The 18,406-nt window shown below is 70.6% G+C and carries 13 protein-coding genes; 7 read left to right on the top strand and 6 right to left on the bottom strand.

What is annotated here, in order from left to right; all coding sequences use genetic code 11:
• The first annotated feature begins 89 nt into the window (after nt 1–89).
• Entirely contained in the window at nt 90–1,022 is a 933-nt protein-coding gene (locus ABD235_RS11375) for a universal stress protein (protein ID WP_344172874.1), read from the top strand.
• A gap of 190 nt (nt 1,023–1,212) precedes the next feature.
• Here ABD235_RS11375 and ABD235_RS11370 read toward each other — a convergent pair whose 3' ends face one another.
• A complete protein-coding gene (locus ABD235_RS11370; RefSeq protein WP_344172872.1) occupies nt 1,213–1,656 on the bottom strand; it encodes a pyridoxamine 5'-phosphate oxidase family protein in 444 nt (147 codons plus the stop codon).
• A 68-nt stretch (nt 1,657–1,724) separates the two neighbouring features.
• On the opposite strand from ABD235_RS11370, the gene ABD235_RS11365 reads away from it, so the two are divergent.
• Nucleotides 1,725–2,378: a response regulator gene (locus ABD235_RS11365; RefSeq protein ID WP_344172870.1), complete on the top strand. Its 654-nt coding sequence runs from the start codon at nt 1,725–1,727 to the stop codon at nt 2,376–2,378.
• 114 nt (nt 2,379–2,492) lie between these two features.
• Here ABD235_RS11365 and ABD235_RS11360 read toward each other — a convergent pair whose 3' ends face one another.
• The 3 genes from ABD235_RS11360 to ABD235_RS11350 are packed head-to-tail and all read right to left on the bottom strand — an operon-like array spanning nt 2,493 to nt 5,447.
• Entirely contained in the window at nt 2,493–3,308 is an 816-nt protein-coding gene (locus ABD235_RS11360) for an ATP-binding cassette domain-containing protein (RefSeq protein ID WP_344172868.1), read from the bottom strand.
• On the bottom strand, nt 3,305–4,336 hold the full coding sequence (locus ABD235_RS11355) for an ABC transporter permease (RefSeq protein WP_344172866.1): 1,032 nt from the start codon (nt 4,334–4,336) through the stop codon (nt 3,305–3,307). The genes ABD235_RS11360 and ABD235_RS11355 overlap by 4 nt, the downstream gene beginning before the upstream one ends.
• A gap of 28 nt (nt 4,337–4,364) precedes the next feature.
• On the bottom strand, nt 4,365–5,447 hold the full coding sequence (locus ABD235_RS11350) for a substrate-binding domain-containing protein (protein WP_344172864.1): 1,083 nt from the start codon (nt 5,445–5,447) through the stop codon (nt 4,365–4,367).
• Between the two features lie 112 nt (nt 5,448–5,559).
• Between ABD235_RS11350 and ABD235_RS11345 the strand changes: the two genes are divergently transcribed.
• From ABD235_RS11345 to ABD235_RS11335, 3 genes are all read left to right on the top strand, one after another.
• Entirely contained in the window at nt 5,560–6,642 is a 1,083-nt protein-coding gene (locus ABD235_RS11345; protein ID WP_344172862.1) for a LacI family DNA-binding transcriptional regulator, read from the top strand.
• 132 nt (nt 6,643–6,774) lie between these two features.
• Nucleotides 6,775–10,065, top strand: coding sequence for a hypothetical protein (locus tag ABD235_RS11340; RefSeq protein WP_344172860.1), 3,291 nt, complete (start codon nt 6,775–6,777; stop codon nt 10,063–10,065).
• A gap of 13 nt (nt 10,066–10,078) precedes the next feature.
• Complete coding sequence (locus ABD235_RS11335; RefSeq protein WP_344172858.1) at nt 10,079–14,920, top strand: hypothetical protein; 4,842 nt, start codon at nt 10,079–10,081, stop codon at nt 14,918–14,920.
• Nucleotides 14,921–14,926: 6 nt separating this feature from the next.
• On the opposite strand, the gene ABD235_RS11330 is transcribed toward ABD235_RS11335, so the two are convergent.
• Entirely contained in the window at nt 14,927–16,087 is a 1,161-nt protein-coding gene (locus tag ABD235_RS11330; protein WP_344172856.1) for a LuxR C-terminal-related transcriptional regulator, read from the bottom strand.
• 229 nt (nt 16,088–16,316) lie between these two features.
• Between ABD235_RS11330 and ABD235_RS11325 the strand changes: the two genes are divergently transcribed.
• A complete protein-coding gene (locus tag ABD235_RS11325) occupies nt 16,317–17,105 on the top strand; it encodes an SDR family NAD(P)-dependent oxidoreductase (RefSeq protein WP_344172854.1) in 789 nt (262 codons plus the stop codon).
• Between the two features lie 35 nt (nt 17,106–17,140).
• A complete protein-coding gene (locus ABD235_RS11320; RefSeq protein WP_344172852.1) occupies nt 17,141–18,001 on the top strand; it encodes an alpha/beta hydrolase in 861 nt (286 codons plus the stop codon).
• 45 nt (nt 18,002–18,046) lie between these two features.
• Here the strand turns inward: ABD235_RS11320 and ABD235_RS11315 are convergent, their stop codons facing one another.
• Nucleotides 18,047–18,406, bottom strand: a complete 360-nt coding sequence (locus ABD235_RS11315; protein WP_344172850.1) for a PRC-barrel domain-containing protein — start codon at nt 18,404–18,406, stop codon at nt 18,047–18,049.

Below are 18,406 nucleotides of genomic sequence, written 5' to 3'. Positions count from 1 at the left end.
CGTCCGGCCCAGCGAAGGAGGGCCTGGCGGCTCTGCCGCGGAGCACCGTCCGGCGCGACCCTGAAGGTGACCGAAAGTGGAGGCTGGACATGAGCACCTGGACACGCACCGGACCTGTTGTCGTCGAGGTCGACGGTACGGCGGAGGGATTGCGGATCGTCGACTACGCCTGCCTGGAGGCGATGCGTTCCGGGGCCGAGCTGGTGCTGGTGACGCCGTACCAGGCCCACACCTCGTTCTCGCCGATGACGCCGAGCTACCGGCCGAAGTCTCCGGCGGACCTGGCCGACGCGGTCGCGCGGGCCGCGGTCGCGCATCTGCGGCACCGCTACGGCTACGCGCTGCAAGTCGTTGCGGAGACCGAGGAAGGGTCGCGCGCGAAGGTGCTGCGGCACGCGGCCCGGCACGCTCGGATGCTCGTCGTCGGCCGGACCAGGGCACGGGGACCGCACCGCCTGCTGGCCGCACAGTCGAACCTGCACCTGGCCGCCCGGCTGGGCTGCCCGGTGGTCGTCGTACCGGAGACCTGGAAGCCGTCGGCCCTGGACCGAAACGTTGCCGTAGGCATCGATGGTACGCCGTTGTCGAACGAGGCGCTGGAGTTCGCGTTCCGGGCGGCGGCCGATCGTGAGGGCGATCTCGTCGTCGTTCACGCCGGACTGCCGGCTGACCACGCCGGGAACGACGAGGACGTCGATCACTCCTGGATCCACCGGGCGGACCAGACCCTGGCGGAGGCTTTGGCGGTGTGGAGCAACGAGTTCCCCGAGGTCCGGGTGACCCGGTTCCTGAGCAGCCGCCCGGCCGCCGCGGCCCTGGTGCGCGAGAGTCAGCACGTCGGCCTGGTGGTGGTCGGTTCGCACGCCGGACCGCTGCCGTCCGATCCGGTCGCCCGGCGCTCGATCGCGGCGATGACGTGCCCGGTCGCGATCGTCCCGCACGCGCTGACCGCCCAGGAGCTGGAGTTGCGCCGCCTGGTGACGGCCGCGCGACGTGGCGAGATCGTCGTACCGACGTACTGACATGACCGCCGCCGGCGTCTCGCCGCGCCGGATCCGGTTCGTCCGGATCCGGGCGGACGTGGTCGCCGGCCTGACGGTAGCGGCGTACCTGGTGCCGCAGGCCATGGGTCGGCATGATGCACGGGACAGGGCCTCGACCCCGCCTGGGTGATGAGTGCCAGATCGATCTCTGAGGAGCTTCTGGCCGCGGTCAAGCGGTTTGCGGTCGGAGACCCCAGGGGAGCAGGCGCCGGCCGGAGCTGGTCTCGATGCCCAGCCGTACGTAGTGCTGGTCACGGTCGGGTGCCCACGGATGTAGTGGCAAGGCGCGCTGGAGCCGGGCGGTGTCCTCCGGTGAGACCACCGAAAGGTGACCGATCACGGTCACCGTCCACCCCAGGTGGCGGTCCGGGTCGATGTCGTCGGCTTCGAAGGCGACCACGTCGCCACGCTCGGCGGCACGGTACTTGTCACCGGGCCCGGTCGCGATGACGATCGTGTCGCGGTCGACCAGGAAGTTGACCAACCGGACGGCGGGCAGCCCGCCGAGGGTGAACACCAGGCGTCCGACCGGCACCGAGGCGAGCAGCTTGCGGGATTCCTCGGCGGTCAGGATCTCCAGCCCGGTACCGTCGAACTCGCGTGAGGTTGTCATCAGGGCCTGCCCACCGCGGGCGGGTCTACCCTGGGCCCCAGGGTTCTCCGAGGAGTTGGCGAGGCACGATGGCGATCAAGGTGTTTCTGCTCGACGACCACGAGGTGGTCCGGCTCGGCCTGCGCCAGCTGCTGGAGGCCGAACCCGACATCGAGGTGATCGGAGAAGCCGGTACGGCGGCGCACGCCATCGCCCGGGTGCCGGCCCTGCAGCCGGACGTCGCCGTACTCGACGTGCGCCTGCCGGACGGCGACGGCATCTCGGTGTGCCGGGAGATCCGGTCGGCGATGGACAACCCGCCGGCGTGCCTGATGCTGACGTCGTTCTCCGACGACGAGGCGCTGTTCACGGCGATCATGGCCGGCGCGTCCGGCTACCTGCTGAAGCAGGTCAGCGGCACGGATCTGGTCGGCGCCGTACGGCGGCTGGCGGCGGGGGAGTCGTTGCTCGACCCCGCGATGACGACCGCCGTACTGGAGCGCCTGCGGCACCCGGCCGAGGAGGAGGACGACCCGCGGTACAAGTCGCTCACCGAGCAGGAGCGCAAGATCCTCGAGGAGATCGCCGCCGGCAAGACGAACCGGCAGATCGCGCAGACCATGTTCCTGGCCGAGAAGACCGTGAAGAACTACGTCTCCGGCCTGCTCCGCAAGCTCGGCATGGAACGCCGCACCGAAGCCGCGGTCTACGCGGTCGAGCGGACGAAGCGCCGTCAGTCCTGAAAGCCGTTGCATGATGCCCCCAAGCCTTCCCGCGGGCCGAGGCTCACGGTAGGGCCGAAGGTCCTGATCCGCACGACCCGGCCGTCGAGTGGCGGCCGGGTCGGACGCGGAAAATCAGGTGGTCGGTTCCGCGGTGGGCAGGTTGACGGCTCCGGTCATGATGGCGACGCCGTCGCTCATCGTGTGGGACTGGGGAGTGATGACGCCGGCGCAGCGGCCGAGGCGCTGGATGTGGATGCGGTCGGCGACCTCCCAGACGTGGGGCATGTTGTGGCTGATCAGGATTACCGGGAGACCGCGTTCGCGCAGGCCCTTGATCATCTCGAGGACCTGGTTGGACTCCTTGACCCCCAGTGCGGCCGTCGGCTCGTCGAGTACGACGACCTTGCTGCCGAACGCGGCGGCGCGGGCGACGGCGACGGCCTGGCGCTGGCCGCCGGACAAGGTCTCCACGGTCTGCTGGATGTTCTGGATGGTCTGGATGCCGAGCTCGCTGACCGCTTCCGCGGCGCGCTCGCGCATGCCGCGGTGGTCGAGCATGCGGAAGATCGAGCCCAGCGGTCCGCGGCGGCGTTCCTCCCGGCCGAGGTAGAGGTTGCTGGCGATGTCGAGTGCCGGTGCGACGGCCAGCGTCTGGTAGACGGTCTCGATGCCCGCGGCTCTCGCGTCCTGCGGGCCGCGGAAGGCGATCGGCTCCTGCTCGAGCGTGAGCTGACCGGCGTCGGGGATCAGTGCTCCGGTGAGGCACTTGATCAGCGTGGACTTGCCGGCGCCGTTGTCGCCGATGACCGCGAGCACCTCCCCGCCGTACAGGTCGAGGTCGACGCCGTCGAGGCCGATGACGCGGCCGAACGTCTTGACCAGCCCGCGGGCCGACAGGATCGGCACGCGCAGCTGGGTGGCCTGCGTGCCGTCGATCGTGGCTGTCATGAGCGCACCTTTCTGATCCACTGGTCCACCGAGACCGCGACGATCACCAGGACGCCGACCGCGAGCAGCCGGTACTGCGCGTCGACCCCGGCCAGCGACAGCCCGACGGTGAACGCCTGCACGATCAGCGCACCGAGCAGCGTGCCGAGCAGACCGCCGCGGCCACCGAACAGGCTGGTCCCACCGATGACGACGGCGGTGATGCTGTCCAGGTTGGCATCGACGATCGCGTTCGGGCTGGCGGCCCCGGCGCGTCCGATCAGGACCCAGCCCGCGATCCCGTAGATCAGGCCGGCCACGGCGTACACGCTGAACAGCACCCGGCGCGAGCGGACACCGCTGAGCCGCGCGGCCTCCGGTTCGTCGCCGACGGCGTAGACGTGCCGTCCCCACGAGGTCTGGCTGAGCGCGAAGCCGACCACGGCGTACAGGGCGATGACGATCAGTACGCCGGTGGTGATCCGGAACTGGCCGATCGAGAAGCCCTCGCCGGTCCAGTTGAGCAGGTCCGGGAGCCGGTTGTTCTGGATGCTCTGCCCACCTGAGTAGAGCAGCGCGACGGCGGTGAAGATGCTCAGCGTGCCGAGCGTGACGATGAACGGTGGAAGTCCGATCCGGGTCACCAGGAGCCCGTTGAGCGCGCCGGCGGCGAGCCCGAGGACGACCCCGGCGGCCAGGGCCAGTCCGGCCGGCCACCCGTTCTCGGCGGCCAGCGTCGCGGTCACCATCGTCGCCAGGATCGTGATCGCGCCGACCGACAGGTCGATGCCGGCGGTCAGGATGATCAGGGTCTGGCCGACCGCGAGGGCCGCGATGACGGCCGTCTGCTGAACCAGCAGGGACAGCGCCGCGGGGTTGGAGAACCGGCTGTTCACGGCGGTGAAGCAGATCACCGTGAGCAGCAGGATGATCGCCGGGCTGAGTGCCGGGTGCTGGTGGAGGAGATGCTGGATCCGCTGCGCCGGTGTGTGTTCGCGCCGGGCGAGCTCCTGCGCCGCGGCGCCAGGGGTGGTGCTCTGCGTCGTCATGTCGTCAGCTCCGCGCGTCCGTTACCGCTCATCCCCAGCACAGCGTGCCGCCCTTGGCGGTGTCGATGCTGGTCACGCCGGCCGCCGCCTTGTCGGTGACCAGGGCCACGCCGGTGTTGTAGAAGTCCAGGCCGTCGGTGTTCTTCGGCTTGTCGCCGCCGCGGGCGATCTTGGCGATCGACTCGACGCCGAGCGCGGCCATCTTCAACGGGTACTGCTGGGAGGTCGCGCCGATGACGTTGTCCTTGACCGACTTCACGCCGGCGCAGCCGCCGTCGACCGAGACCACGAGCACGTCGGAGGTCTTGCCGGCGGCCTTGAGGGCGTTGTAGGCGCCGACCGCGGCCGGCTCGTTGATCGTGTAGACGACGTTGATGTTGGAGTTCTTGGTCAGGCAGTTCTCCATCGCCGACCGCCCGCCGTCCTCGGCGCCCTGGGTGGGTTCGTTGCAGACGATCGTGTACGAGCCACCGCCGTACGAGCCGGTCTTGTCCTCGTCGCCGTTCTTCTTGGCGTCCTTGACGTCGACGCCGAGCCCGGTGAGGAAGCCTTGGTCGCGGTTGTAGTCGACCGAGACGACCTTGTCGTTGAACAGGTCGAGCAGCGCGATGGTCGCGGGCTTGCCGGCCAGCTGCTTGCTGGTCCACTGCCCGATCAGCTTGCCGGCCTCGAAGTTGTCGGTGGCGAAGGTGATGTCGACGGTGTCGGCCGGGTCCGGCGGGGTGTCCAGCGCGATCACGTACAGCCCGGCGTCGCGGGCCTTCTTGATCGCGCTGTTGACGCCGGGTCCGTTCGGCGTGATCAAGATGCCCTTCTGGCCTTGCGCGATGGCGTTCTCGATCGCCTGCACCTGGCCCTGCTCGTCGCCGTCGGACTTCCCGGAGGCGACGGTCAGGTCGACGTTGTTCTTGGTGGCCTCCTCCTTGGCGCCCTTCTGCATGGCGACGAAGAACGGGTTGCTGGAGTCCTTGGTGATCAGCGAGACGCCGATCTTGTCGGTCGACGAGGCCGACGCGCCGGTGTCGTCGCCGCCGCAGGCCGTCAGCGCGAGAAGACCGGTCAGTGCGGCCGCGGCGACGCCGAGGCGTGCCGTGCGGGTGGTGATGGACATGAGAGGGGTCCTCCCCGGAGTCAGCAGAGTTTGTTCTTACGTCAACGTTGACGTAAGAAGAGGACCATCCAATGTCCTTGTGGTCAAGGGCTCGATGAGAAATACTGCGATCGTGACGACAACGTTGACGCAGGCGGGGGGCGACCGCGATCGACCGGCCCGGTCGACGATGAAGGACGTGGCGCAACTCGCCGGGGTGAGCGTCAAGACGGTGTCGCGGGTGGTGAACGGCGAGGCCGGAGCATCGGTCGAGGTGCGCGAGCGCGTCCTGCGGGCCGCCGAGAGGCTGGACTACCGGCACAACCTCGGCGCCAGCACGTTGCGGCGCAAGGACTCGCGGTCGGGCATCGTCGGCGCCCTGCTGCAGGACGTCGGCAACAGCTTCTCGGCCGGCCTCCTCCGGGCGCTGGAGGACTCGCTGCGGGAGGCCGGCTTGTCCGTTCTCGCGGCCAGCCTCGACGAGGAACCGGAGCGCGAGCGGGGGATCGTCGCGGATCTCGTGGCGCGTCGCGCCGACGGTCTGGTGCTGATGCCGGCCTCGCGCCGCCACGAGTACCTGGTCAGCGAGCAGCGGGCCGGACTGCCGTTGGTGTTCGTCGACCGCCGCCCGCACGGCCTGGACTGCGACTCGGTCACCGTCGACAACGTCCTCGGCGCCACCCGGGCGACCGCCCACCTGATCGAGGGCGGACACCGCCGGGTCGCGATGCTCAGCGACCTGGAGGAGATCGAAACCGCTCAGGAGCGGATCGCGGGGTACCGGGCGGCCCTCGCCGCGGCAGGCCTCGAGCTCGACCCCTCGCTTCTGGTGCCCAGCGTCCGGGGTGAGGAGGACGCGTCCCGCGTGGTCGCGAAACTGCTGGCCCTGCCGGATCCGCCCACCGCGTTCGTCACCGGACGGAACACCCTGACCATCGGCGCGGTTCGCGCCCTGCGGTCCGCGGGGCTTTCGCACCAGATCGCCCTCGTGGGCTTCGACGACTTCCCGACCGCCGACCTGGTCGAGCCCGCCCTGACCGTGATCCGGCAGGACGTCCAACGCATCGGCGCCGAGGTCGGGCGCCTGCTGCTCGACCGCCTCGACGGTGCCGCGGGTCCTCCGAAACACCTCGTCCTGGAGCCGTCGCTGGTACGCCGGGGGAGCGGGGAGATCACGGCGCCGGGCCGACCGCGGACCGCGGCGAGGAGCGACTGAGCCCGGAGCGGGGAGATCACGGCGCCGGGCAGGTCGCGTACCGCGGCGAGGAGCGACTGAGCCTCGGCCATTGACGGCAGGCTGCGCGGTCTGCATTGTCGGTGGTGCAACGTCGCGGAGGGGGTGCCGCACATGGGGGGTCGGCCCGAGGACGGGCCAGGGGGCGAGCGTGTCGACGTTCGCCTGCTGCGCACGGACGACCTGATCGATCTTCGGCTGGTCGCGTACGGCTGCACGATCGAGCCGGCCGAGGGCGGTTCGGAACTCGTGGCCGGCGTCGACGCGCTCCTCGTCGTGCACTTCCCGACGCAGCACCTGGGCGAGCAGGTCTGGGACGCCGGCGCACCGCCACCGGCTCCGGCCGTCCCGAACACCCCGTCGAGCCACGTCGCGGCCGGTCCGACGAGGCTGGTGTACGAGGTGCCCGAGGGTACCCGGATTCCCTACACAGTAAGGGATGTGCTCGAGGCGATCGCCGTACTGCGCCTGCGGGTCGCACCCAACGCGACGCCGGCCGGGGAGGCGTTGGGCGACCGCGGGAGCGAGCCGCCGGGAGAACTGGAGACGGCCATCGAAGCGCCGTACCGGTTGATCGTCTCGCCGAGTGAGCGCGGCGCGTTCCGCCACGACAGTACGCCGAAGGGTCCCGCCGGCCGCCCCGAGCTCTGGCGCACCCGGCTGAGCGTCAGGACCGACGAAGGCTTCGACGACGACAACGACGAGCAGCGGATCGTCCGCGCGCTCTGGACCCGCGACCGTGAGTTGCCGCCGCCCGGGCCCGGTCAACCGGCCGAGTTCGCGCAGGCGGTCACCCGGGAGAACCGGGAAGCGATCGTCGAACAGACCCACGGCGGAGAGCGCGGGAACGCGAGAACTCCGTTGGAGGTCAGGAATCTGCGGCTCTCCAGCCTCGGCGCCTGGTTCGACTGGAAGGGATCGTGGGAGTTCCCGTCGACGATCGTCGACTACCGGCACCAGGCGTTCATGGGTCGCGACGGTTACGTGCGCATCACCTACCCCGGATTCCTCTACCCGTTCGGGCACCGGTGCTACCTGGTCGAGATCACCGAGCGCGAGGTCAGGCATCGCGCCAGCCCGGTCGCCTACCTGTGGCAGCGCCGGTTCATCGTCCTGCGCCAGCCCGTTCGCGACTACGACCCGGCCGAGCGCGACAACCCGTTCGGCCGGATCTCGGTGAGTCCGCTGGTCACGCCGGACCTCGAGAAGCCGGTCGGCGGCGGGCATCCGTTCGTGCCCTTCCGCGGCGGGCGGCCGTTCCCGTTCACGCTCACCACCGTCGACCGCGGCGGCCAGACCCGCAGCTGGGCGGCGCCGCTCGTGTTCGTCCAGGCGGAGAAGGACAACGAGCAGGTGTTCGTGCGGTTCCCGGAGGAGGCGGCGCCGCGCTACTTCCCGGTCCGGCAGATCCAGGGTCGCGGCCAGACTCTCGCGGTCGCTCCGACGGTCAAGGCCGGCGACACCTCGATCGAGGTCGCGCACCTGATCTTCGACGCCGAGATCGACTCGGCCAACGTCACCTCGCGGCCGTTCCTGACCGAGACCCGGGCGGTCGTTCCGTCGATGCGGCACCTGGCCCCGCAGGCACCGGCGGTCGACCTCGTCTTCGCCAAGCCGTACCTTGCCGACGGGCTGCCCGCCCGCGCCCTCGACGCCCAGCCCGTGCCCGGTATGCCGAACGCCGGCGAACTCGTCCTCGCCCTGAAGAGCACGGCGCCTGCTGTCGACTTCACCAACGGATCGGACCGCTCCGGCGGGTTCGTCGCCCCCAACCTCTCGGTGCGAGGGATCTCCCGCGCGCTCGGCGCGATCGGGGAGAACGGCAACGGTCCTTCGGCGTTCGATGCCGGTCAGTTCGATCCGAAGTCGTTCCTGTCCGGTGCGATGCCCAAACTGTTCGGGTTGTTCAGCCTGCTCGACCTGCTGCCGCAGGGCGGAAGTCTCGCGGAGGCGCCGGCGTTCGTGTCCGACACCCTCGACGCTGTGACCAAGTTGGTCACCGAGGCGCAGCGGTTGAAGGCGGAGCTGGACAACGCCGAGGCTCGCCTTGCCCGGGAGGTCACCGAGGCGGCCCACGACGGGGCACGCGCCGTTGCCCAGCAGGCCAAGGACGCGTTGGATGCCCGGCTGGTCGGCCTCAGGAATGCCCTCGACGCGCTCATCACCGCCGTCCAGGGTTTGCCGGGTACGACGGGTGCAGTTGGCCCCGCCGCCCTCACGCTTTCGAGCGAGCTGGGGCTGCTGGGGGACGCGATCGGCGTACCCGGCGTACCGGCTGCGGTGCGGTCGGCGCTGGCGAAACCGGTGCGGATGCTGCAGACGCTGACCGCGCTCGCCGCGGATGCCGGCGAACTCGCCAAGTTGCTCGAGGGCGTCGTCGGGGGACAGGTCACGGCGCGGCTGCGGTGGCGGCCCGACATTCAGCCGTGGGGTGCACAGATCGGCGTACCGAACCTCTTCCAGCCCAAGGTCGACCACGCCCTGCGCATCGACGTCGAGGTCAGGGCGTCGGCGACCGCGCCACCCGAGGTGGACATCCTCGCGGAGCTCGTCGACTTCGATCTCAACCTGATCGGTGACGGGCCGGGCGGCCTGATGAAGCTGAAGTTCCGGCGGATCGCCTTCCACGCCGGCTCGGTGGGCAAGCCCGAGGTCGACGTCGTCTTCGGCGGCATCGGTTTCCTCGGCCCGCTGGGCTTCGTCGACCGGCTGCGCGAGCTGATCCCGTTCGACGGCTTCTCCGATCCGCCGTGCGTCGACGTCACGCCGGCCGGTGTGACGGCGGGCTTCGACCTCACCCTGCCCAACGTCTCGGTCGGGGTGTTCAGCCTGGAGAACATCGCGCTCGGGGCCGACGCCCGGGTGCCGTTCCTCGGCGACGCGATGACGGTCGGGTTCCACTTCTGCGCGAAGGACGCGCCGTTCCGGCTCACCGTGATGTGCATCGGCGGCGGCGGATGGCTCGGGCTGCGGGCCTCGCCCAAGGGGCTGGTGCTGCTCGAGCTCGGGCTCGAGGCGTGCGCCTGCCTGTCGGTCGATCTCGGGGTCGCGTCCGGGTCGGTGTCGATCGCCGTCGGCGTCTATCTGCGGCTCGAAGCCGACAAGGGGCTGCTGACGGCGTACTTCCGGATCCGCGGCGAGGTCGACGTGCTCGGTCTGGTCAGTGCGTCGATCACGCTCGAGCTGTCGCTCACGTACCACTTCGACACCGGCAAGCTGATCGGCCGCGCCTCCTTGGTGGTCGAGGTCGAGGTGCTGTTCTTCTCCGCCTCGGTCGAGATCTCGGTCGAGCGCCGGCTCGCGGGCTCGAAGGGCGACCCGACGATGTACCAGGTGATGCCACCCGCGGCCGACGGCACGAACGCCGACTGGTCGCTGTACTGCGACGCGTTCGCGCCGGTCTGAGACAGGAGAAGCCATGCCCACCACCGTCATGGCGACCGCGTTGCCGCACTCGCTGGCGGACGACGCGTCGTACCAGCTCACGGTCTTCCTGACCCACAAGCTGGTGGACGGCGCGGTGCTCTCCGACTTCCCGACCGCTGCGGACTGGCCGGGCACTCTCGCGGGGTGCAGCCTGTCGCTGACCACGTCGCTCGATCCCAACGCCGCTCTGCCGCTGCGGGTCGTGTCCAGCCCCGACGCCGCCTCCTGGGCAGCCGTGCTGCCGTCGAGCACCCCGGTCGCCGCCTTTCCGACGCCGGCGCTGTCCGGCGAGACACTGCACACCAACCCGGCAAGCCGGCTGAGCGATCACGCGGTGGACCTGCACCTCGCGGCGATCACCGGGTCACCGATGCGACGACCAGGTCTGGACGGGAACCCCATCGCGACCGGTCTGCTGGAGACACTCGCGAGCTTGGATCAGGAAGGCCCGCTGGTCCGGTTGCTCGCGGACGCACCTGTCCGGGGACGCCGCCCGCTGCAGGTCGCGGCCCAGCGGCTGCGGGACGCACTGACAACCATCGGTCCGCTCACCGAGCCGCCCGACGCCGACCCGGAGCACGGGCACGACGGGCAGCTCCCGCCCCTGCCGGACTACGACTCGGAGATCTCCGACCGGCCGTCACCGGTCCAGGTGCTGCTGGACGATCCCGAGGCCGACCTTCGCGTCACCCGGCAGCTGGACGCGCTGGTCGGTCAGGACCTCGCGGCGAACCCGCAGCTGCAGCTGATCGTCGACGCGCACGCCATGCGCCGGTACTACGAACGGCCGGAGCAACCGCTGCAGGAACCGCGCACCGAGCCCGAGCCGGAGGCTCCACCGACCCCGCGCCTGGACCGGCCGGACCACGACTTCCACGCCAAGGCCGGGTCGTTCGGCTCGACGCCCGCGCTGCTGCGCCGACTCGGTCTCGCGGTCGACGTGGTCCTGGACGGCCTCGACGCCGAGGGTGCGCGGGCCGCGCTCGCGGGTGCCACCTGGGTGAGCGTGACCGTCACGTCGCCGGCAGCCGATCTCGAGGTGCTGCCACCACGCCGTACGGCGGTCGTGGTGGACGGTCCGGTGTTCGCCGCGCGGTCGACCGATGCGTGGGTGGGCGGGGCGCTGCCGCTCGGCGACGACGAGTGGGTGGTGCTCGACGCCGACCCGGACGCGTCCGGGCTCAAGCTCGATCAGTACACCCGCAACCTCGTGCGGCAGTACGCCGGCGAGGCGAACGGCGACCCGGCGACGTCCGCGCCCGGCACGCTGCGGGCCACCGGCTTCGCACTGGCGCGTCGTGATCGGGCCGCCCAGGTTCGCGAGCGCGTGCAGCAGGCGGAGCAGTTGGCCGGTGACGGCAATCGTGAGCTGCTGCTCGACGACCTGGTGCGGGGAATCCGGGTCGAGGTGTGGGACGACGTCACCAAGCAGTGGCACAGCCTGCACCGTCGGCGCGTGACCGTGACCGGTGAGCCGGGCGGCGTCCCCGTCCTCGCGGACGAACCCGACGTCGGGTTCCTGCAACTCTCGGCCCTCAACCGGGCCCCGGGCGACACCGTCAACGGGTACTACCTGCACGAGGTCGTCGCCGGCTGGGACGGCTGGAGTCTGTCGGCGCCACGGCCCGGACTGACGATCGTCCACGTCGAGCCCCCGGGACCCGATGGCTCGACGGAGGTCGTCACCGAGACCTCGCCGGACCAGCCGATCGACGGGGCGCACATCACGACGCGGGTCGAACCGAGGTCGTTGCCTCGGCTGCGGTACGGAACGTCGTACAGCTTTCGGGTGCTCGCCGTTGACCTGGCGGGCAACTCGGTGCCGCAGATCCCTGCGGAGCGGCGGCTGCCTGGCGGCCCGGACGACGCCGCGGTCGACGCGGCCCGGACGCATCTCGACCGGCTTCGCGAGATGTACGCGCAGCGCGATCGTGGCGGCATCGCGGAGGCCCGGCGGACGGCGATCGTCGAGCATCTGCGGGCAGTTGCACAACCGGTTGATGCGCTGCCCGACGAGCTGCTCTCCGGTGACGAGCGGGTCGACGCGATCCTGAAGGACCTGGTGGCCGAGGCTTCGACGGACGAGAGCGCGCCACGTAGGGTCGACGAGGTCGAAGCGGCGGCACGCATCCTCGCGGAGTCGCGCGAGCAGTTGCGCGTCCGGCCGCAGCTGCGGATCGGCGCGGACGAGTTCGCCGTCCTGGCGCGCAACGACGACCTGCAGCTTCCCGACGACGTACGACGAGCCGCTCGATCGGTCGTCACCGCGCCGCGTCCCTACCTGCGGTGGGAACCTGTCCCGGCGCCGGCGCTCGTCCCGCGGCAACTGCTCGGGACGGGCGAGCAGCCCGCCCACCTCGTGGTGCGCAGCGGAATCCCCGACGCACCCGGCCCGGACACCCGGCCCACCGCCGAACGGCACGTTGCCCCACCCAAGGCGACGCAACTGGAAGCCGAGACCGCCGGCCGTTTCGACACCGCCATCGGCACCGGCGACGCGGCCGAGATCCAGCGCCTGTACGCCGTGGCGCTGGCCGAGCGCGGGACGCTGCTCGACCAGTTCGTGCCCAGCCTGAGCGACCCGAACGCGCTCGACGAGCAACCGGGGATCGCGCTGGTCGACCGGCCGGGCGCGGACACCGGATCGCCGAACCGAGCGACGCTCGCCGAGATCACCGCTGATCGAGGTCGACCCATCGGCGAGGGTCAGTACGTCGTCCATGACACCGATGCTCTCCGGCTGCCGTACCTACCCGATCCCTACGCCACTGGTGTCTCGTTGACGTTCTACGCAGCCGGTGCGCCGCACGCGTTGCTCGAACCGCGTGCCCTGCAAGCGGTTTCGGTGGCCTATCCGGGACAGTGGCCGTCGCTGCAGCCGCTCAGGCTCGTGGTCGAACGCGGCGACGTCCTGTCGGCGCGGGTCGAAGATCACCAGGTGCTGGTGACCGTCCCGCCGGGTGAACAGGTGCGGGTCGCGCTGTCGAGCACCGTCGACGTGAAGGAGCTGGAGAAGTTCGGCCTGTGGCGCTCGCACCTGGCGAGCGTTGCCGACCCGTCCGACGGCTACACCACCGACGAGGTCGTTGCCGCCGCCGCTCTGATGCGTGCGACCTCGGCCGGTTGGACGTGGTGGCTCACGCCATCGGTCGACGTCCGGCTGGTGCATGCGGTGCCTACTCCGGTGCGCCCTCCGAAGCTCTCCGCGCTCGGCGTCTTCCTGCGGCCACCGGGTCGCGCGGTGGCCGCGTTGAGCGGGTTGGTCGACGTGCACGGTTCGAGCACCGACCTGCTCGTCGTACGGGCGAGCTGGACGGAGCAGGTCGACGACGTCGCGGCGGCGGGTCCGCAGGAGGCGTCGAAGTCGGATGTCGTCGTCCGGTCACCGGTCGGGGAGGGCGAACGGACGGGCGTCCTGTTCCTGTACGACTTCCAGCCGACCGGCGCGCTCGCGACAGCGCTCGGCGGCGTCGGGTTCCACCGGATGCTGCAGACGTTCGAGGACACGCACTACCGCCGGGTGACGTACGTGCCGAGCGGCACCACCCGTTACGGCGAGTACTTCGAACCGTCGCAGCTCCCGTCGGAGCCGGTGGAGGGCGAGCCGGTGACACTCGACATCCTCTCGTCCGCGCGGCCGGCCGCGCCCGTGGTGCTCGACGCGGTGCCGCTGCTGCGGTGGGAGGAGCAGACCGAACCCGACGATCCGTTCGCGTTCCGAAAGGTCCGCCGCTCGGGTGTGCGGGTGTGGCTGGCCCGACCGTGGTACTCGTCCGGCGACGGCGAGCTGCTCGGCGTACTGGTCTTCGACCCCGACGAGTGGTTCGAGGAGAACGGTTCGTGGTTGCGCTGGCCGAAGGCGCTGCAGGCGCCCGACGGCGCGACGAGTCTGTGGGCGGCCGACCCCGTCGTACAGGACGGCGGCCGGACGTCGAATCCGACCGTCCCGCCGTTGCTCGCCTTCGACCACCTCGTGCTGGACGCGGTCGAGACCGGAGCAGCCGAGAGCGTCGACATCCGCCCGCCGCTGCACGGTGAGGTGCTCGGCGGACGCGACCGCGGGTGGACCGATGAACCAGGAAACCCTGTCGCCGTTGCGGCGGCTGTCGCGTTGCGCGACGTCCAGCACAACCCGGAAGTGCGGGTGCTCGGCTACCAGCCGGAGTACGACGAGGCGTCCCGCCGGTGGTTCGCCGACATCGCGTTGCAGGAGACTCCGGCGTTGTGGCCGTTCGTCCGGCTTGCCGTCGCGCGCTACCAGCCGCACTCGATCGAGGGGAACTCGCTGTCGCCGGTCGCACTGACCGGTTGGGTGCAGCCGTTGCCGACACGCACGCTCACCGTGGGGCGTCCGGACGCGCAGCACGTCCAGGTGACGTTGACCGGAGTGGTCAACTGGCTGCGTCCGCGAGGGCCGATCCCTGGGTTGCCGGGGGAGCAGTTGAGTGCGGACAGTCCGACTGGTGCCGCCGCGGTCCAGGCGGCGCGGCTGCAGCAGACGCGCACAGTGCGCGCGACGATCCAGAGCCGGCCGCCGGGAACCGGCGACCTGGCGTGGGAGACCGTCTCGTCGTCCCTGCTGCTTGCCGTGAGCGTCGACGAATCCACGACCTACCGGGCGACCTGGACCGGGTCGGTGGTGCTCCCACCAGAAGCCGGTACGCCGGCGGGCGACGCGCTCGGCTACCCCGGACTGCGGCGGCCGGGCGGCGACGAGTCGACCTGGCGTGTGCTGGTCGAAGAGCACGAACTGCTCGACGGCGACCCTCCGGCGGCCGATCGGGAAGCGGTGCAGGTCCCGCGGTTGATCTACGCCGACACGGTCACGTTGTAGCTCTCGTCAACGGCGTACCGAGCTGTCGGCCGTGCGGGCCAGTTCGACCCGGGAGCGGACGCCGAGGGTGCGGAAGATCTGGCGGAGGTGGTAGTCGACGGTGTGGGGGGACAGGAACAGGAGGGCGGCGGTCTCCCGGTTGGTGAGGCCGCGGGCCACGTGCTCGGCGATCGTTCGCTCGGAGTCGGTGAGCCTGGACCAGCGGTCGGTGGTGGCGTCGGTGGCTGCCTCGGTGGCTGGGCCGAGCCCGGTCCGGCGGCCGATCCAGACGATGGCCCCGGCCAGCGTCGGTCCGTCGTACACGGGGAGACAGCGGGTGGTCCTGGCGCCGGTGGTGTAGGGGACGGCTGCCTCGAGGGATCCCTTGTGGTCTCGGATCGCTTGCTCGGCCCAGTCCCACAGGAGGACGCGGTCGGCCGGGGCGGTGAGGATCGGGCCGGCGGCGGTGTTGAAGAACATGGTGTTGGCGCTGATCGCGGCGAGGGCGCCCTTCGATCTACGGCGTGCGTCGAGGAACGCCGCGCGGAGGACCGGTGACGGGACGCGGGACTCCTCGAGCAGCCGGCGGCTCGTCTCGGCCACGACGCGTCCGACCAGCGCGGGCATGACGGCGTTGTAGATGCCTCCCGGGCAGGTCGCGTTGACGACGCCGAGCAGTTGACCGGTGGCGGGATGGACGACCGCGCTCGAGGCACACGACACAGCGGTCAGGTTGTCGGCGTAGTGCTCGAAGCCCCGGACGACGGTCGGGCCGGAGGTCAGCAGGGCCAGGCCGATCGAGTTCGTGCCGACCAGTTCCTCGCGGCAGAGATAGCCAGGGGCGGCGCCGATGGTGTCCATCAGGTCCGAGGTCTTGCTCGAACTCGTCCATCGTTCGACCAGGTGTCCGGTGTGGTCGCTGAGCAGCAGCGCCACCGGAAGGTCGGACAGGTCGGCGCTGACCGCGGCCAGGACCGGCGCGGCGGCCCAGCGAAGCCTGCCGTCGTTGTCGACGTCGGCGTCGAACGGGACCGCGACGTGGTCGGCGGGGAGCCCGGCGTCGGCGGACCGCTGCCAGGAGCGCTGGATCGCTTCGGACACCGTGCCTGACCGGTGGCCGCCGCTCTCGACCCGGTCGAGCACGTGCTGCACCGCTCCCGAACGGGTTCGGTTCCCTGCGTCGTCCACGGCCCCTCCGGCGTCGGGTGAAAACGCTCCAGGCGCCACGCGGCTGCCGGATCCCCAGGCACGAACTGGACTCATCGTCGCTCGCCGGACGGCCGGGCGGCAAGCGATTCGTACTACGTGATCACGTGGTGTCGGCGTGGGGCCCGCCGCCCGTACCGTCGGGGACGACAGGCCGGCCGTCCGCGCGCGAGCGGCCGCGGAACCGCCGTACGGACGCCGAGGAGAGCACGTGGAGCTGCACCTGACCGGCAAGATCGCCGTGGTGACCGGCGCCAGCAAGGGCATCGGCCTGGCGATCACCCGGTCGCTGGCCGAGGAAGGCGTCACGGTCGTGGCCGGTGCGCTGCACGGCAGCGACGAGCTCGATCTGCTCGCCGACCGCTTCCCGGTGTCCGTGGTCAAGGTCGATCTGACCGAGGCCGGCGGACCGGCGTACCTGATCGAACAGGCCGTCGAGCGGCACCAGGGCATCGACGTCCTGGTCAACAACGTTGGCGCCGTACGGCCGCGGCTCGACGGGTTCCTGGCCGTGACCGACGAGGAGTGGACGGCCACGCTGACGATCAACTTCCTGGCCGCGGTCCGCAGCATCCGGGCGGCCTTGCCGCACCTGCTCGGGCGGCCCGCACCGGCGATCGTGACTGTTGCTTCGGTCAACGCTTCGTTGCCCGACCCGGCGGTGATCGACTACAGCGCCGCGAAAGGTGCCCTGCTCAACTTGTCGAAGTCGCTGTCCAAGGAGTTCGGTCCTCGCGGCGTCCGGGTCAACACGATCAGTCCCGGTCCGGTGCAGACCGATCTGTGGCTGGGAGCCGGTGGCGTCGCCGAAACCATCGCGCAAGCCCGCGGCCTGCGTCCCGACGAGGTCGCGGGCAGCGCTGCCGCCGACAGCCCGACCGGCCGTTTCACGACGCCGCAGGAAGTTGCCGATCTCGTGCTGCTGCTGGCCAGTGACCGCGCCGGCAACGTCAACGGCAGCGACTTCGTCATCGACGGCGGTCTCATCACCACCGTCTGACCATCCCGTTCGCATCTTCCACGCCAGGAGCTTTCATGTCCGACGCCGCAGCGGCCCGCACGATCACCGAGCACGAGTTGGAGCAGTGCCGGCACGCGAACGACACCGGGCGACCGCCGGTGGTCTTCATCCACGGGCTGTGGTTGCTGCCCAGCAGCTGGGACCGGTGGGTGACGTTGTTCGAGCAGAACGGGTACGTCGCGCTGACGCCCGGCTGGCCCGACGATCCCGAGACGGTGGCCGAGGGCAACGCCCACCCGGAAGCGTTCGCGGGCAAGTCGATCGCGGACGTCGCCGACCACTACGAGGAGATCATCCGCGGGCTGGACACCAAACCGGTCCTGGTCGGGCACTCCTTCGGCGGTCTGCTGACGCAGATCCTGGCCGGCCGCGGACTTGCGGCGGCGTCGGTCGCGATCGACCCGGCGCCGTTCCGGGGCGTCCTGCCGTTGCCGATCTCGGCGCTGAAGTCGGCCTTCCCGGTGCTCGGCAATCCGGCCAACCGCAACCGCGCCGTGCCGCTCACCTTCGACCAGTTCCGCTTCGCCTTCGCGAATGCCGTCGACGAGAAGGAAGCCGAGCACCTGTACGAGACGTACGCCGTACCGGCGCCCGGCAAGCCCTTGTTCCAGGCCGCGGCCGCCAACCTCAATCCGTGGACGGAGGCCAAGGTCGACACCGACAACCCCGAACGCGGGCCGCTGCTGATCATCTCCGGCGAGCTCGACAACACCGTCCCGTGGGCAGTGGCCAACGCGTCCTTCAAGCAGCAGCAGGACAATCCCGGCGTCACCGAGATCGCGGAGATCAAGGGACGCGGTCACGCCCTCACGATCGACAACGGCTGGCAGGAGGTCGCCGAGACTGCTCTGGCCTTCCTGAAACGCGCTGTCTGAACGGCTCCGGCCCGGCACGATCGTGCCGGGCCGGAGTGCTTCGGATCAGCGTCCGGGTGTGTAGTACTCGGTGTAGTACTTGCCGACCCGGTCGCGGTAGTCGCGGTCGGCGCCGCTGTCCGCGTCGTGCTCGGGCGCGTCCTTGATCTCGTCCTTGGTGCGGTCGACGTAGACCTTCTCCTCGGCGGTGTCGATGCGCTGCACCACACCGGCCGGCAGCAGGACCTTGCGGCCGAGGATCCACGGTCCGGTGTCGACGACGATCGACGCCGAGCCGATGTCGTTGGTCGCCTCGTCCACCTTGCCGATGTCTCCGTCGGTGGCGGCGATCTTGTACCCGACGATGTCGGTCCCGGGGGTGTAACCGGCGTCCTCCCGGTAGTTCCACGGATCGAACGTACTCAT

Origin of the sequence: Kribbella lupini, assembly GCF_039529595.1 — a bacterium.
Lineage (GTDB): Bacteria > Actinomycetota > Actinomycetes > Propionibacteriales > Kribbellaceae > Kribbella > Kribbella lupini.
The sequence above is the reverse complement of the archived record's forward strand: the minus strand, read 5'-3'. Positions and strand labels throughout refer to the sequence as shown.